The organism is Pontibacter sp. E15-1 (assembly GCF_022601975.1).
Taxonomy (GTDB): Bacteria; Bacteroidota; Bacteroidia; order Cytophagales; family Hymenobacteraceae; genus Pontibacter.
Map to the genome: position 1 here is coordinate 54476 of NZ_JAKVIR010000008.1, position 17408 is coordinate 71883.

Consider the following 17408-nt stretch of genomic DNA (forward strand, 5'->3'; position numbering starts at 1 on the left):
ATGGTTCTATAAGTTCACCGTGTATTAGTAACCCGGGTTCTGCTTCAGGTTCGGGTTGTTCGAGATTTGCAGTGACGGAATCGGGAACAGTTTGCGTGTAGGGTCTGTCTTGGTTTTAAACTCCCATGTGCTTCCTGTATACTTCCCAAAACGGATCATGTCGTTTCGGCGCCATCCTTCCCAGGCAAACTCACGGCCACGCTCTTCTAAAAGCGCATCCAAAGTCAGGTTTACAATAGGGCCAGTTCCGGCACGGTCACGCACTTCATTTACCAATAGAATCGCCTCTGCAGGCATACCTAAACGCAATAATGCTTCTGCTTTCATCAGCAATACATCCGCATATCGGAACACCACCAAGTCATTGTCCTGGTCGTTTCGGGTGTTGCCTCGCTGCACCTCATACTTCACATTTCGTACACCTTCGTTACCAAAGGCTTTATCAAGCGAAGTGATTTTTGGAGTAAACACAAGGTCTTTTGATTGGCCATCCACTGCATCAACAAAGGTAATCACCTCCCCGTTGTTATTAAGCTGTGGGCCTTCTAACCACATCGCTTTGCGCTTGTCGTTGTCAGAAAACGTATTGTAGAATTCTGCTCTTGTCGCAAAGCCATTCCATGGGTTTCCGGCCAGTCCGAATACAGAACCCTGAGCATAGTGCAAGGTGCGCATTTGCATGTTCATACCTCCAGCAAGTATTTTGTCATAAGGAATCGCGAAGATGTTTTCCTTATAAGCGTCTGGATTATTACCGTTGTTAATGGCAAAGTTGGTCAGGTAGTTCGGGTTCAGTTCATATCCTGCAGGAGAGTTTATCACTTGGTTGGTAGCATCCAGCGCTTTCTGCCATTGTGGTGTGCCTGTATACACTTCTGCGTTAAGGTACAACTTTGCCAACAGCGTATAGGCTGCTCCTTTTGTGAAGCGGCTATAGGTTGTCACATTCACTTCTTCCTTTAGATTTGGGATCGCGGCTAGTATCTCAGATTCAATAAAGTCATATAGTTCCTGCCGGGAGCTTTGTGGCGCGTTACCTGCGGGGGTGTCTTCTGTTACAATAGCAACGTTTCCGAACATATCCAGTAGCCAGAAGTAGGCGAAAGCACGCAGCATGTGCACCTCACTCACTATTGTTTCCTTGCCATCTAGTTCGAGTGTGCTATTTTCCAGACCAATTATGTTGGTGTTGGCGCCCGCAATCACGCGGTAGGCCCACTCCCAGGAGCCGTTAATCTGGCCTGGCGAGACAGGAGACCATTCGTGCTTGGCCATCTGCTGCCACGAAGCGTTGTCATACCAGTCAGGCCCACGGGTTGGCACTACAAGTTCGTCCGTAGTTGCCTCATTCAGTACCAGTACAGGATCCAGAAAACCGCGCAGATCGCCATAAGTGGCACCAACCGTAGACAGCAATTCATCTTCGTTTGCCGGGAATAGGCTGGTCTCTGCCTGGTCAAAAACCTCAGCGTCAAGATCGGTACATGCCTGGCCGCCCATCAGCATACTTGCTACAGAGGCAACCACTAAAACATTTCTAATTTTATATTTTTTCATACGAAAAGTCGTTTTTCACTACTGTTTGGTTTGCAAAACTTTCTTTAAAGACTATCCTAAAGCGTCAGTGAAAAGCCTATGGAATAGGATCGTGTTCTTGGATAGAAAGTCACCGGCTCTATACCCGGAGAAAGGTTCACGGCAATGTCAGAACTGCCATAGATATCACGTGTGGCTCCTAACCTTGGCTCTGGGTCAATACCGCGGTAACCTGTAATCACAAAGAGGTTGTTACCGGCAACATATACCTGCGCATTATTCATATATTTCCAGAATTTTGGCAGACGATAGGATAAACGGAAGTTATCCAACCGGATAAAGTCCGCATCTTCTACCCAAAGGCTGGAGAATGCAGGTGATAAGCCATCTGGGATACCTGTTGAGAAGGCATCGTCGATCACGTTATTACTTGGGAAGCGGTTCGGGTTAGCAGAGTAGATATATGGCCCGTTTACAATCTGATGCCCCAAGGCTCCTCTTAACAGGAAATTTAAGTCAAAATTCTTGTACGTGAAACTGTTGCCCCATCCGAAGATCAAGTCTGGGTTGGCATCCCCAATGAATGTGCGGTCACCCCCAAATGGCTCTATCTCTCCATTGCCATCTATATCTTTGAAAATGTAGGTAGGTGTACCATCGCTATTTTGCCCAAAACCTTCGAACACTGGGCCGAAGAACTGACCGATTGGCTTGCCCTCCTGCAACACGACTGGTTGGGCTATACCACCCTGCCCGCTACCAAAACCACCGTATGTACGGGGTGTTGACGGATCATACTCAAAAATACCAGAGCTCAGGGACACAATCTTGTTCTTGTTGCGCGACATGTTAAGATTTGTTCTCCACTGGAAATCGGTTTTATCGAGTACCAGGTAATCCAGCGCAAGCTCAAGGCCTTTGTTGTTGATTTCCCCCACGTTTGCCAATATGCTGCTTGTTACAGCAGTTAGTGCATCGGAGCCATACTTGGAGCCGATAGAAAGCGGGTAATCAAACAAAAGGTCTTTCGTATCCTTGTTATAGTATTCGAATGAACCGTTTAAGCGGCCGCTAAGAAGCGAAAAGTCAACACCCACGTTCGTCATGGCAGATGTCTCCCACTTCAGATCCGGGTTTGCATTCTGGCTAAATTTATAGGCCGTCTGGAAACCACCGTTTGTGAAGTAAGATCCGCTCTGACCGTACAACTGACGGGAAGCATAATCCGCAATGCCCTCCTGGTTACCTGTCACACCATACCCCACACGCAGTTTCAGGTCATCCAGGAATGTTACGCCCTGCATGAAGTCTTCCTGCATAATTCTCCAACCCACAGAAACGGAGGGGAACCAACCCCAGCGGTTGTTTTCTCCAAAGCGGGAGGAACCGTCGCGACGGATATTGGAAGTCAGGAGGTACTTATCCTTGTATGAGTAATTCACACGCCCGATGAAACCGATCAGGATCGCCTCGGATTTAAAGGAACTCACCTCACGGTTTGTGGAGTTTGTATCGTCGATGTTGGCGTTACCAGCTCCCAGGTTATTATAACCAAAAACATCCGGGAAACGGCTGTTTGCAGCTCTGAAACCTTCGTTTGTGAGCTTCTGGTAGGTATAACCCCCTAAAACGTCAAATCTGTGGTCGCCAGCTTCGCCGTTATACTGCGCTGTCAGTTCTGTCAGGCGGTCGTTCACCTCACGCTGCTCGCGTCTTGCATTGGCAGTGTTGTTGCTGTTGGCTTTAAACGTGCTTGGTCTGAAGAAACCGAACAGGCTGTTGTAGTTATTAATCGAGGTGTTCACACCAAACTTCAACCCTTCCACAGGCTCCAGGTAAACCTTAAGGTTTGCCAGGGTCTGCTTGTCGCGGGCCTCATTGGTAATCTGCTTCATTCTGGCTACAGGGTTCTCGATCTCGAAACCACCCGGGATGCGATTCCCGTTAAATTCGTCAAACCCTTCAACGTTCGGCTGCAAATACGTGCCGTTATCATTAAATACCGGGAACGTTGGGTTAATTCTGCCTGCAGTCAGGAAAGAGAAATAATCTACAAAGTTCTTGTTGCTCACCTGCTGTGATAGAAGCAACTGGATCTCCAATTTATCATCCAGTGCCTTCTGAGACAGGTTCAAGCGTGCGTTCAGGCGGTCGAAACCAGAATTGAGGGCTATACCCGGCTGGTCTAAGTATACCACAGAACCACGGTAGTTGAATTTATCGGTGCCGCCCGAAACAGCTACATTGTAGTTTTGGCTATACGCCTTGCGCGTGATCTCGTCGAACCAATCGGTACGGGCACCAAAGTCAAAGGCACTTCGGTCCAGACCCAGTTCATCCAGTTTTGACACGAACGCGTCAGGGGAAAGAAAAGAAAGCGTGTTAGACACTTCCTCTAAACCTACATAGCTGCTAAGCTCAACAGTAGTTTTGCCGGGAGTTCCGCGTTTGGTCGTGATGATGATAACACCGTTAGAACCTCTAGAACCGTAAATAGCTGCAGAAGAAGCGTCTTTCAGCACGTCCATGGAGGCAATGTCCTCTGGAGCAACCGAGTTCAGGTCAGCACCTGCCACACCGTCAATCACGATAAGCGGCTCACTGTTCGCGCTCAAAGAAGATGTACCTCTCAAGCGAATAGCCGGACGGTTGTTGGTTGGGTCACCACCGCCTGAAACCACGTTCAGACCAGCTACTTTGCCTTGCACCGCCTGCATCGGGTTGTTGATTACCCCTGCATTCAGGTCTTTGGCATTTACGGTAGCCGTGGCACCCGTTACGTCAGCCTTCTTCTGCGTACCATAACCCGTTACCACCACTTCTTCCAGTGCTCTGGCATCTGTGGCAAGCGTGACGTTGATCATCGAACGGTTGTTGATTGCAATCTCCTGGGTCTTGTAACCGATAAAGGAAACAACAAGTGTTCCGCTTCCGCTCGGCACGTTCAGGGTAAAAGTACCATCCACGTTGGTGGCAGTACCTACAGTAGTGCCTTTTACTACCACAGTAGCGCCCGGCACCCCTTGGCCATCATCACCCACAACTTTACCTTTCACTTCCGTGGTTTGCACCACAGCGGCAAAGTCCATAGCGTAGCCAGAATGGGCAGTAGCCTGCACTGCACCTTGCGACAGGCATAGCGCCGCCACCAGAATGGCGAACTTTTTCTTTTTGAAGGAACTACTCGCTGAGGCATGCTGTGGGTGCCCAGGAGGTGTAGTGTAATTTTTTTTCATACAATGGCTTTAAGATGGTGAAACTATAGTTTCTGGAGCAAAAGCAATTTTGTTTATATATTAAACGGCACTATATTGAACTCGTTGCAAAAGGTTTGTTATCAATTACTTACACACACCCTTACGTGTTCAGGAAAGCGCCCTTTTGCGAAAGGAAGTTGAAAAATAAAAACTTGCCTGCTGCCATTTTGCCGGCAATTAGTGCCCATGGGCAATGTTATTTCTGATCTAGTCAGTTGAAGGTTCTTGTTATACCAGTCACACGTCAACCTGCTGTTTGAGCGCTTACTTACTAGGTTATTCACAAGAAGCGCTATGCCGATCTGTTTTAAAAACTCTGGATCATCTTGAAATGTTTTGCAAAGACTTCATGGGAAAAATTACAAGTAAAACCAGAGCAGTGCATTTTATATATAGTGCTTTCTCTCTTATGATGGGGTTGTTACAAATAAACGAGGTTAAATCAGCAAGTTCAACCGGACGTGCCAAAAGGTAAAAAGTAACTACTCACGCCAAACACAAAACACTGAATACAAGCAAATTGAAATCAAAACACTCCTCTAAAAAGTAACTATAAAGTAGCCTCTTTCGATCCTGATTGAAAGGGAAAACAGGTATAAACCGGTATTTTTCCATATGGATGTTATGCCACTGTATTTAACTTTTGTAAAGTGTCATATACACGCTATATGGCCTGTACCAAGGGAATTGACTCGAGTGAACAATCGAAAAATAATTTCGGGTAAAGCTTGAAGCGCCATATCTGATGCATAGCGCTGCCCTGTCCACTGCCGATTGACTTCCTTTGCGCTGGTGCGAGCTTGTAGCCTTATACCAGCACCAAATAGATTTTGCGCTTTAGGCTTGCTTGTCGAGGAGAAGCGTAAACGAACTTACTCCTATAAGGAAGGGAATTTTACCTGAATGGAAAGATTCTATAGGCTGATCACTTGAAATCGGGATGACTTCATAATATCGTATAGACGCCGCCTGAACCTGGCTGGCAAAGGGAAGGCTTAGATGGCTTTGATCTCCATGATCCGGTGCTCGAAATCCTCGTTTGAGAGAAGCGACCTGTTCTTGACTTTTGTCTTGTAGTTATACACTGTCCTGACGGAATACTCCAGAATTCGGGCAATCTGCTCATGGTCGCTGATGCCAATCCGGATGAGCGCAAAAATCCGCAGCTCCACGTTCAGCGACTGGTCATCCGGAAGTTCAAACCGGTCCTCGGGCTTAAAGTAGGAGTTAAAAACATCCACGAAATTGGGGAACAGCTTCAGGAAAATCCTGTCGAAGCTCTGGTACAGACTCTCCCGCTCGGCTTTTAAGCTGACAGAGTCCATGACTTTCGTGATCTCGCTATACTGCTTCTGCCGCATTCTCTTGTCCACGGCCACTTTCAGCTTTTCGATCTTATCCAGATACTCGGTATACATGTTAAAGGAATAGCCGATGTACTCTTCCTTAATCTTATTCGCTTCAAGCAGGGCCTCGTTCGTTTCCTGCAGCACACCGTTTATGTCTTTCAGTTTGCTGTTTGCCAATTGAAGGCTGCCGTTTGCCTCCGTCAGGCTTTTCTTGGCTTTCCGCAGTTGCTTTACCTGCCTGAAGATGACGTAGGCAAACACCACCACCAGCAGCGACAGTAGCGAAATGGCTACTGCATACACAAACAATCGGCTCCGCTGGCTCTCTACGGTGGCTAAACGATCCCCCTCAATTACCGGCAGGATAGCCGCCACCTGCATTTTGCGCAAGCGGGCACCGTAAAACCTGGCATCCTCGAGCGCTTGCTTTATATAATAGTAGGCTCTGGCCTGGTCGCCGCTGTTGTACAGCAACTCTGCCAAACGCATCAGGGCCATGGCCTCTGTCGTGGACGATTTTATGTCGGCAATCGCCGCCCTTGCCAGCATCTCGATGGCCTTGTCCTGGTCGCCAAGTGCATCGTAGGCATTCCCCAACGCATGGGCCGCCATGGCATACTGATGGTACCCCGGCTCAAAATTACGCAACACCATCTGGAACTGGCGCTTCACTTCCTCATACTCGCCCAACGCCTCGTACTTCCCGCCTCTCAGGGTATAATACTGCATCTCGCCTTTGTTTGAGAGCACAATCGCGGAGTCGGTATACTGCCCCCCCTTGCGCATGTACTGGTCAGTGAAGTGTTTGTCTTTGTTATAGCTGGCCAGATCGAAATATGCCCTGGCGTTCTGCGTATAGTAGTCGATCCGGATACTGTCAGGCATGCTTGCCACGCGCATTTCGTCCAGCGCATCAAACGTCTCCTTGAAAAGTCCGGCTGAAAGCAGAATGAAACTGAGGTTGAGTTGGGCATGCGTGATCCGGGCAGGGTCCTGTAGCCTGGCCGCGATATCCTGCAACTGCAGGGCATAGGTAAACGCCTCATCGTACTGAAAAGACCTGTACTCCCGATACAGCTTGTCGTAAAGGGTATACTGTGTTTTCAGTGACAGGGTGTCCGTCGCCAGCGCGGCCTGTAATTTGGCAATCCGCTGCTGCTTCAACTGAATGTATTGGTGCTTGTTTTCGATGGTATGGGTGAGTTCATGGAGCAGGCTGTCGGTTTGAGGTGAAGCAAAGGCTTGGAGCGTATGTGTCAGGAATAAAAAAAGGCAAGTAAGGAAAACACCCTTTAATTTCATGTTGGTTCTTGAGTTGAGTCGCTTAAAACTCTTCAAGATACTTCTTCTCGTGCTTATCTCAAAGCCTGTGCAGCCCCGGATCTGCTGGCTCGCCCCTGTGTCCGTCAGTTTTGGCTCGGATTTACTCTTGGATATTAATGTGAATTCGGGAACTACTGTAGTTTAAATAACTTCAAAATAAAGTTTCTAGCCATTGAGGAAAATCTACTGTCAGAACAAGGCAAAATGATTCCCAGTTTTTCCGAGAGGCACCGGGGGTAGGGGCCCCCTATTTGGCGGGTTCCGGTGCCGAACGGAGTGAGGCATTGCGCAGCGCAGCGAGCAAAGGGACACGGCACAGTGCCGAGCGGGAAAACGCGCCCCAGCGGGCGTGGAGCGCAAAATGAGCTATAAAACAATGAATTTCGAGTTTAAAACAACCGCTTGATTTACCGAGTTTACGTGGATTAGAGAGAGAATTGGTTTTTATTAGATAACAGCACAAAAAGAAGGCTACCCGTTTTTGCAGGTAGCCTTGAGGATATGTATGGAGCGTTAGCGCCTAAGGAAGTGCTCTTATAGCTCCCGGATCCAGATGTTGCGGTAGCTGATCGGCTCGCTTGGGTCTCCGTGGTCCTGCAGCTTGATCGGCGCTTTGCCGTGCTGCTTGTATTCAGGCAGCCCGATGTACTGCGTTGGCCCCTTTAGCTGCGTGTCGTTCTGAACCACCACGCCATTGTGGAGTACCGTAACGCGGGCCGGGGTAAACAGGCTCCCATCGGCTTTAAAGCGCGGTGCCGTGAAAATAATATCGTAGGTATTCCACTCTCCGGGCTGGCGCATGGCGTTTTTCAGCGGCGGGTGCTGCTTGTAAATGCTGCCTGCCTGACCGTTGGCATACGTGCGGTTGTTATAGGAGTCAAGGATTTGGAGTTCATACCCAGCGTCGCCCTCGCCGGTAGAGGCCAGAAACAGGCCGCTGTTGCCGCGCCCCTGTCCCTTGCCCGTGATCTTGGCCGGAATCTTCCACTCGATGTGCAGCTGGTAATCCTCAAAACTCTGCTTGGTCTGAATGTTGCCGGTGCCCTTCTTCACCGTGAATGCGCCGTTTTCTACCGTCCATTTCGCGGGGCTGGCCGGGTCGTTGGTAGACACCCACTGGTCCAGGTTTTTCCCGTCAAACAAAACGAGGGCGTCGGCCGGGGCATCGGAGGCAGTTTTGCCCGGCTGCACCACCTTCACCTCAGGCTCCCAAAACTCGGTCATCTCTGGCGTCATTTTCGGAGGCTTGGGCACCTCCTGGGCATTCGCGTCTGCTGCGCCCAGTAACCCGACCGCGCTCAGGAGAAATGCGGCCGCCTTGATTTGGAAAGTGTTTCTGCTTTTCATGGGGTATGGTGTTTGAGTTTATCGTTTCGCTGTTGTCGTTGCCACGGGGATGCTGTTCATCGTATACCAGGCCTCTGTGGTCCAGAGGTTTTTGCCTGTGCTGCTCCTGAAGCTGTTCTTGTTGAGGCGCACATACACCACATGCCCCGGCTTCATACCCCCCAACTGCAGGAATGCCTTCCTACGGTCAGGCGATAGGGTAATTTTCTCAATCGGAAGCGCTTTTTCATCCATCTTCGGCCCGCCATAGTCGGCGGTGGGCTTGTACCACCACTGCTGGATGGTATAGTCTGCGGCCTTCGTGCCCACCCCTTCTTTCAAAGGCTCTGTGAACTCCAGCTCAATGCCGTTTGGCTTTGCCCGCACCGCCAGCATCTCGAACGCAACTTTGTCGTTGTAGGTTAGCTTTTGCAGCCCGTATCCCAGCTTACCGTAATGCTGCCAGTTACCCGTAGAGCCCACGCCGCCCACATACAGGGCGTTGTCGGGGCCCCATACCAGGCGGTTCACCCCGGCCTCCAGCCCCTGCGTGAACCTGAACACCACTCCCTGGTAGGTTCCGTTCACCTTCTCGGCGAACACGCGCTTGATGCCGCCGTGCGTCACCTCGCCGTGCAGCATCTGGTTTTTGTACGGGCCCACGTCGATCTTCACGGGCTGGCTCGGGGAATTACCGATCTCGTCCTGAGGCAGCCATACCACCGGAGGAGTTTGTGTTTTTCCCTCGGTGCCCTTAAAGTCCACGGAGCGGGAGCCATACCAGGCGTTCTCCTGCAGGTGCACAATCTTGCTGGCAGGCAGCCAGTCGCCCTGGTTGTCAGCGATGAAAATCTCGTTGTCCACGCCAAAACCAATGCCGTTGGGTGTGCGCAGCCCGCTGGCGATCAGCTCGTGGGTGCCATCTTTCCGGGATATTTTCACCACCTTTCCCCGATCCGGGATCTGGGGTTGTGTACTGGCGCCGCCCGGGTTTATGGCCGTGGCCAGTGTGCCGTAAAAGTAGCCGTCTTTGTAGAGCAGTCCAAACGCGAACTCGTGGAAGTTGGCCGACACTTTCCAGCCGTTTGCCACGGTCTGGTACTCGTCAATGATGTCGTCGTCGTCCAGGTCCACCAGCTTGGTCAGTTCCTGCTTCTGCAGCACGTATATCTCATCGTCCACTACCTTCAGCCCCAACGGCTCTGCCAGACCGAAGGCAATGCGCTTCACCTTAATGTCTTCGGGCTTTTTGTCCTTCACGCCATCCAGTATAAACACGGAGCCCAGCGAGTCCCAGGTGCTGATGACCATTCTGCCGTCAGAGAGGAAATCCATACCCCCCACTTTGGGGTGGAAGCCGTCCGGGCGGGCCTGCGCCAGCGTGAAACTCGGGTGCACGGCCTCCAGCGGGGCGGCGTCTCCGGGCACCAGGTCTTTTTTGGCCGCTATCGGTTGCGCCTGCGTCTTCTTGATGGCGCTCCCTTTGTAGCTGAACACCTCCGGCGGCACCACGGCAAAGGCCTCGGCTCCGTGTGGCTGCCACTGCAGCGACAGGCCTTTGCCGCCACTGCCCTGGAAATAATCAACCCTGAACGCGTGTTTCCCTGGCTTCAGGATCACCTCGCCATCGCGTGGCTGCAGGCCGTGGCTTCCGCCGTTGTCTACTACCAGCTTGTCGTCGATGTATAACCGGGAGCCGTCGTCGCTCACCAGCCTGAAAACGATGTTGGTGGCTTTCTTCATGGTGATATAGCCGCTGGCTTGCAGCACAAAGTAGTCCTTCAAATCGCCGAAACCGCCTTCATCGGCATGGAGCGCGTTCACGGCACCCGAGAAGGTCGGGAGCATCTCCGCGTCTATCTCCGGTATATCCGTCAGGTTGTCGCTGAACTGGTAGATATTGATGGCGATGCCGGGTTTTTCGGCCGAAGCGTCCACCTCTCCCGCTTTCACCTCCTGAAAATTGATGGCATAGGCGGGGGTGGGCATCAGCTGGTTGGCCGTGGCCTGCTGCTCTTTTTCGGCATCCAGCGCCAGGATATAGGACACCATGGTACGGGCATCGTCTTTCGCCAGGTCCGGGTGCGGCGTCATCGGGATATCTCCCCAGCTGCCAGCCCCGCCGGCAATTATCTTCGCCACCAGTTTGTCTGTGTTTTCGCCGTTGTTCTCATACCGCTCTGCTATGGCCATATATGCGGGCCCCACCGTTTTCACGTCTTTGTTGTGGCAGGTGTTGCAGTCGCTTTTGGCCATCAGGGCAAACACGGCCTCCTCACCCGATACCTGCTCCCCTCCTGCCAGCGCGGCCATGGGCTTGCGCGTCAGTTGGAGGGCCAGCCTTGTCTTGTCGTTGCTTTTCAGCAGCAGGCCGCCCCGCAGGGTATGGAACTGCTTGTTTTCCAGCGTCTCCGCCGACTTCTCGGCCACCACAAATTCCCCGTTGGTTTCGTAGTCTTTCTCGCTTTGCAGAGAGCCCAGTTGCATGTTCAGCTTTACCTGCGCGCCCGAAGGCACGCCCGAGGTTTCGAATACTCGCTCGAAGCCCACTTTGCCGCCATCAGCCGCGAAGAACTCGGGCTTTTCCTGCACCTTAATCCGCTGTCCGTTGCTCACCAGCTCGTAAGAGATGGTAACCGCGTTATCCCGGATGGTATGTCCTTTGTATACCACCTCCGGCACCGTCTCTTTGCCGCCCTCTACCAGGCGCCAGGGGTTTCCGTCCTGCTCCTCCAGAAAAGGAGTGCCGAGGGTAGTGGGTTGCGGCCCGTGCGCCGAAGTGTATACCGGCCCGTCAAAATTTATACCTCCCGTCCAGGCTTTGTACAAAGCGGCGTTCTCGGTGCTGTAGGCAATCCACAGACTGTCGTGGAGGGCGATGCTGAGCATACGCGGTTTCTGGTCGAGGACGGAGCGCAGGACCCAGGCCTCGCGCGGGCGCTCAACCTGCTGGCTTTTCCGGTTGCAGGCCCCGATCCCGAGCAGGAGCACAAAGACAGTGAAAATTAATCTGAATGTTACCTTTGTCATGAAGTAGAGTTATACTATTCTGTTGTGTTTCGATTTGAGTTAGAAAGGAACGAGCCGCTTTCGCTTCGGCCACCGTTGCACCGCTCCCCCTTTTCCGTAGAAGCGGCACCGTGCCATACCCCTCAGCAGACGGGCACAGTTGTTTACAAAGAAATAAATTTGCCACAGCAACCTCAACCCAATCCAGCACAAGGTAAAAAGTAACTACTCACGTGCACCTTATACTATTGCCTATCAGATACTAAGCAAAATATAGGGTGAATCAAAAAGTAAACCCCTGCCGCTGCGCAGAACCCAGACTTAACTGCTCACTGGCCATTATATAACGTTTGTCTACCCATATTTCAGTTACTCGCAGCGAGAAAGAAGCAAGCCTGAACTATTAATTAATCGGCAGTCCATGAAAGGCTAAGCCATATGCTACACTCCTTTTAAAGCTGGGAAAAACGAAGCCGGATGCCGTGTGTTTGTATTTTTACCCTATCGCCACATACACAGCAGCTATCAAGTTTTTGCACGAGATAGCTTCTCCAAAGGCCTTTAGACAACGCTAATTTTAAGACTACATGGGCTTTTGCCAGTCGTTCCGATAAGATTTCATTATATTTGAAACAACATTAGCATGATGACATTGATCGAGCATGGTCCTATTTGACAGTCCTATATTACGCTTAAGCTATACCCCGGCAACGGACATACTCATCGCAGATTTATCCAATTCATACCATTTTCATGCGATGGAGGTACAGGAGGCCTTGACAATGATCCTGAACCATGTCCGGCATTACGACGTCAAGAGGCTGCTCATGAACTCACGGAACAGAGTAATGGTAATTGACGAGATGGCCTATGCACTTCTGATGACCGATTTCATGAAGGCGCTGCTATTGACCCGCCTTCAAAAGCTCGCCCGTATAAACACCGGTATTGATTCCAGGGAAAGCCTGGTGCAGTATTTCGACACGCAGCTTGTCACTACTTTTACGCTCAAGACGTTTAGCTGCATCGAGACTGCCTTGGAGTGGCTTGCTGCTGAAGTGTAAAATCTGTTCAAACAATCCCCCGGCTCCTGCCTGCTATACCTGCCCCGGCACAAACTTTTCCCTCCGCCGTCGCTCTTTGTTTTACCCTGGCTATACCATCACAGCCTGGCTTCTGCTGATCCTCCGCCTCGTTTGCCTGACATGTTACAGTAGATTTTAGCGAGAAAGCAATCCCTATTTCAAAAAACGCGTATCAGTAACAGATTTTCACTTACTAAAACCTATGAATTATGAACGAGGCAGAATATAAAGCACGCGGAAACTGGAACGAACTGAAGGGTAAAATGAAGCAGGAATACGGCGACCTGACAGACGATGATCTGACGTACGACGAGGGCAAAGAAGACGAATGGCTGGGTAAGCTTCAAAAGAAGACCGGCCAGGCAAAAGGAGAGCTCAAAAAATGGATCGACTCGCTATAAGTTGAAATAGTATGATGAAAAGTCCCTGTATCTGGTATAAAACCGGGTGCAGGGACTTTTTTTGTTTCCTCCCGAAGTAGGAGCATGTATAAACTTCCTGCAAAACGAAATCCAAACCTGCCCTATGCCGGAATCAGGCAGGCACCCCATCTGGCCCCTAGGCAGAATACTCTTTGATCGCATCCCCAACCTTTCGCTTAAACCCCCTCCTAAGAAACTCCTGAAAGCGCTCAGCCTTCAAAATCATACCTCCCCAAAATCATTTTCAAACCGAAGTCATATCTCATGGCGGTGAAAGGGGTATGCGCCATGTTTTAGCGGCCAGGAAACGTAGACAATGCTATTCAAGGTTCGTTCAACCTGCTTCGGTAAACGTTCGCCAGCTAAAGGCAGATCCGTATGTCAACTTTTAAAGAATATACAGCCCCTTCCGAAGCTGGAGTCCATGCGCCATTAGTTGTGCAGGTGCATAATCCGCTGTAAATCATACCGTAAAGTCTTGCAAAGAAGCCCTGTATAAATATATAAACTTTCATATATTATATAAGAACAATTAGAAAATACAGTGCCGGGGATGTAAGTTTGTATGAAGATTTTACATTCTGGACTGGTCAGCTAAATGGATACGATGTACCTCGAACTAAGAAATGCTTTTGGAAAAGTGTTTTTGCAAATTGGCTACAACCCGGTAAGCGACTACGTGTACTGTAACTGGCTAAGCTACCAGACCAAGGAAAGTGTTATGCACGGCGCAACCGTGATGCTGGATCTTCTGCAACAGCATGGTTGCCGAAAGGTGCTGAACAACAATACGCAGGTCGTAGGCCCCTGGGACCATAGCATCGGGTGGTTGTATCAGGTATGGTTGCCGAAAGCCCTGGCGCTTGGGCTAAATCAATTCGCGAACGTTTCCGTCCAGGACTCCTTCTCGGATGAGTCGTTCACCAAAATCTCTGACCTCGCCAACCTGAACCTATTCGTGAACACGTTCACCGACGAGGAAGTCGCGAAGGAATGGCTCAAAATCTCGCCGCTGACGCTGTCGGCATTGCATGCTGTGGGTGAGGCCGTGCCGGCTTAGTCATAGTTAATTTGTACTCCTCAGCCGATAGGTGTACCTCCATCTCGGCGCTAAAGTGTTTTAAAAGAGGGTCCAGGGGCCTCCGTCTTTTCCGAAGGCGAGTTTGCAGTACCTGAACACCTCCAGGTACTGCTGCTACATCTTCTCCAGATCCAGTTAGTTTTTCTCTTTCCTATCTACTGTGTTAAAGGTAATACTCCTAATCCTTTGCCACAGTTCGTTTTACAGCCTGTCTTGGGATAATTATTAGTTACTGTGCTGCACCTGCCCTTTTATCAACACTTGGTGTATCTTTTTAGTATTCTGGATGTCTACCAGCGGGTTCCCACCCAGTAACAGCAGGTTAGCATATTTCCCAACGGCAACTGTGCCGTGCATATCCAACACGCCAAGGTAGTTAGCAGCATTGTATGTAGCCATTTTTAGGACAGCGGCATTTGAGAAACCGGCTTCTGTGAGGTATTGCAACTCATGGTGCAAGGCAAGGCCTGGTAAGTTAAAGGGGTTAGGAGAATCAGTCCCAGCAAGTATGTAGTCTGCATAGTCTAGGAAATGATCTTGCAACACCTGCCTGTTAAAGTCGAATTTCACCTTGAAGCTCTTATCAACTTGCTCAGGCAAACTTGACCACCAGCCCGTTAATCCATTAGCTGGCGCTAAATGCTTTACCTCGTTTAATTCCTCACGCACTTCTGTATTGTTAAAATTTCCGTACAGACTCAGTGTTGGGCATAACCACACCTTGTTTTGCTTTATCCGGTATGCATAGGGGGCCAGCTTTGCCTTTTCGTAGTGTGGGTAAAGTGCCATACGGATAGACTCCTCCTTCCTCTGTTCCATATCTGGAGACTGTGAAGTGGCAAACTGGATAAACCCATCCAGGTGTTCAATAGACTTGTGGCGCGGATCTCCGAAATCTTTACTCGTTAAGGTATAGGGAATATGCCCACTAACGCGTAGACCTGCTGCATCAGCGGCCCGAAGTATCTCCAAATAAACCTCCGCAGGCAACCGGTTGTAGACCTTTATTTCATCATAGCCTTTCTGCTGATGTTCCTTCACTAAACGTTCAACCTCACTTTTGTTTATTTGAAAACATAATTCATACTCATATAGGAAAAGTCGGAAACAAAATGGCACTTCTAGTTAGGGTGAGTAAAGCAAATCAGAATTATGACCGTCAAGTAACGGAGTTGACTGCTTATGCCTCGAACAAAGGTATGGAAATTGTGGAGGTAAGAATAGAAACTATTTCTGGTGCTAAGAAAAACACACAAAGAAAAGGTATGCAACAACTCCTACGTTTAGCTAAGAGCATGTTTAAATTTTAACTTTCTGTTTTTCAGGTCATTCGGTTTAATATCACTTGGCAGTTGTGCCACAGCACCCAGCTTTCAGCGCTTCGGGGTGTTTTTTCCATGGTCCTTATCGAGCCTTCTGAAGAAGCTGAACATGCCGAAAGCCCGCTCGGTGACCCACCGCCATCTGACCGGCACAAAGCCCTCTGTGCCTGGTGGCTTGGAGCTTATCTCCAGTTCCACCCCCAGCAGGTTCTCGCTCACCCACTCCATGAACACCTGCTCATAGGCCGCATCGGCCAGTATCTTCTCCCTCCGGTGCAGGTAGCCCCTGAGCGGGGCCACCACCCGCTGGGCCAGCACCCCGTCGGCCTTGTTGGCACTGTGCACCACCACGCCCCACACCAGGCCCAGCGTGTCGGTGATCACGTGCTGCTTCCTCCCGTTTACCTTCTTGTCGCCGTCCACGCCCGTCTCCTGGCTTACAAATGGGTCTGTCTTAACCGACTGGGAGTCAATGCTCAGCAGGCTGGGCGAGGCCTCCTTCCCCTGCCTTTCCCGCTCCCTGATGTTGAGCAGCCAGTTGAGGCTCTCCAGCGTGCCGTCCGCCTGCCACTTGTGGAAATAGTAATACACCAGTTGCCATTTAGGGAAAAGCCCCTCCGGCAGGTTGCGCCACTGGCCGCCCACCCGCAGCATGTAAAAAATAGCGTCTACTATAACCCGCAGCGAGTGTTTGCGTTTTCTCTCTACAGGCAGCGATGCCTTCACCACCTCCCATTGCGAGTCAGTAAGTCTCTTATACTGAGATTCCATAAGCTTAAATTTTTGGTCACTTTTAACTTACGGACTGACTCGCTCTTTTTTACCAAATCAAAAATTTAAACATGCTCTAAGACGAAGAAAATCAATAAGGTGTTGGTTCATGAGGTTACACGGTTGGGCCGCGACACTTCTCAGGTTTTGGCTATCCTTCGTTACACGAACTTGAAGTATCCGTTTTATTGATGAATTATCAATTAACGACACTTAGAGTATGTTTAAATTTCATTTTTGGAAGCGAAAAATGTTCATGAAGGGTTCTGACAAAGCGTTTTTTGAGCTCATAGCAGCGTTATGGGGCGATAAAAAGGTGAAGTCAGGTTCCTTGATGGACGTTTTGTAGCCCAAAAGATGAAATTTAACCATGCTCTTAAGGAGGATGGGACAGTAAATACTATGGCTCAGTTTCTTTTAACCATATTGGCAGATATAGGTCGCATGGAGCGATTAACTCTTATTGAGAGGGTAAAATCTGGATTGGATGAAGCAAAACGCAGGGGGAAAATTTTGGAAAGACCTATTGGCACTACCAAAAGCCTATTAAAAGAGCATCCTAAAGTTGTTAAGTATCTTAAGGACAATTACAGTATCAGAGAGACTGCTAAATTGTGCGACGTTAGCATAAGTCCTGTACAAAGGGTTAAGAAGCTACTTTAAAACTTGAGATTTATATGCCCATCATTTGTTATAGTCTGTTATACATCCTAATAATAGACAATCGTTCTAAAAATACAGCATTCAGTATTACCATAGCCATTATTGTGTGTGGTGGTAATTCTTTGCTAGTTCAGTAAAGATCATTTAAAATAGATTTTTGAAAACAAATTACCAAAATGGCTCAATATAATTAGCTAAAAGCAAACACTATCTCTTCTAAATAATGCGATTATTCATTTCTTCAAAACTGATTCGCTAATCCCA

General features: G+C 49.6%; 12 protein-coding genes. 5 read left to right on the top strand and 7 right to left on the bottom strand.

Annotated features, from left to right (window positions below; genetic code table 11):
• Positions 1-24: 24 nt before the first annotated feature.
• From MKJ04_RS06970 to MKJ04_RS06990, 5 genes are all read right to left on the bottom strand, one after another.
• Positions 25-1557: a RagB/SusD family nutrient uptake outer membrane protein gene (locus MKJ04_RS06970; RefSeq protein ID WP_241640798.1), complete on the bottom strand. Its 1533-nt coding sequence runs from the start codon at positions 1555-1557 to the stop codon at positions 25-27.
• Between the two features lie 56 nt (positions 1558-1613).
• Positions 1614-4772, bottom strand: coding sequence for a SusC/RagA family TonB-linked outer membrane protein (locus tag MKJ04_RS06975; protein WP_241640806.1), 3159 nt, complete (start codon positions 4770-4772; stop codon positions 1614-1616).
• 1016 nt (positions 4773-5788) lie between these two features.
• Positions 5789-7444 carry a DUF6377 domain-containing protein gene (locus tag MKJ04_RS06980; protein WP_241640814.1) on the bottom strand — a complete coding sequence of 552 codons (1656 nt, stop codon included), beginning with the start codon at positions 7442-7444 and terminating at the stop codon, positions 5789-5791.
• 555 nt (positions 7445-7999) lie between these two features.
• On the bottom strand, positions 8000-8812 hold the full coding sequence (locus tag MKJ04_RS06985; RefSeq protein WP_241640816.1) for a DUF1080 domain-containing protein: 813 nt from the start codon (positions 8810-8812) through the stop codon (positions 8000-8002).
• A gap of 18 nt (positions 8813-8830) precedes the next feature.
• A complete protein-coding gene (locus tag MKJ04_RS06990) occupies positions 8831-11821 on the bottom strand; it encodes a PA14 domain-containing protein (RefSeq protein ID WP_241640823.1) in 2991 nt (996 codons plus the stop codon).
• 641 nt (positions 11822-12462) lie between these two features.
• Between MKJ04_RS06990 and MKJ04_RS06995 the strand changes: the two genes are divergently transcribed.
• From MKJ04_RS06995 to MKJ04_RS07005, 3 genes are all read left to right on the top strand, one after another.
• Positions 12463-12864, top strand: coding sequence for a hypothetical protein (locus MKJ04_RS06995; RefSeq protein WP_241640825.1), 402 nt, complete (start codon positions 12463-12465; stop codon positions 12862-12864).
• Between the two features lie 230 nt (positions 12865-13094).
• Entirely contained in the window at positions 13095-13286 is a 192-nt protein-coding gene (locus MKJ04_RS07000; protein WP_241640827.1) for a CsbD family protein, read from the top strand.
• Positions 13287-13914: 628 nt separating this feature from the next.
• Positions 13915-14367, top strand: a complete 453-nt coding sequence (locus MKJ04_RS07005) for a hypothetical protein (RefSeq protein WP_241640829.1) — start codon at positions 13915-13917, stop codon at positions 14365-14367.
• Positions 14368-14613: 246 nt separating this feature from the next.
• Here MKJ04_RS07005 and MKJ04_RS07010 read toward each other — a convergent pair whose 3' ends face one another.
• Complete coding sequence (locus MKJ04_RS07010) at positions 14614-15429, bottom strand: amidohydrolase family protein (RefSeq protein ID WP_241640836.1); 816 nt, start codon at positions 15427-15429, stop codon at positions 14614-14616.
• 71 nt (positions 15430-15500) lie between these two features.
• Between MKJ04_RS07010 and MKJ04_RS07015 the strand changes: the two genes are divergently transcribed.
• Positions 15501-15698, top strand: a complete 198-nt coding sequence (locus MKJ04_RS07015) for a recombinase family protein (protein WP_241640844.1) — start codon at positions 15501-15503, stop codon at positions 15696-15698.
• 63 nt (positions 15699-15761) lie between these two features.
• Here the strand turns inward: MKJ04_RS07015 and MKJ04_RS07020 are convergent, their stop codons facing one another.
• The gene (locus tag MKJ04_RS07020; RefSeq protein ID WP_241640846.1) at positions 15762-16481 is read right to left on the bottom strand and encodes an IS5 family transposase; all 720 of its coding nucleotides are present in this window, start codon (positions 16479-16481) and stop codon (positions 15762-15764) included.
• Positions 16482-16838: 357 nt separating this feature from the next.
• Here MKJ04_RS07020 and MKJ04_RS07025 point away from each other — a divergent pair, with 357 nt between their 5' ends.
• Positions 16839-17144, top strand: a complete 306-nt coding sequence (locus MKJ04_RS07025; protein ID WP_241640848.1) for a recombinase family protein — start codon at positions 16839-16841, stop codon at positions 17142-17144.
• The last annotated feature ends 264 nt before the right edge of the window (positions 17145-17408 follow it).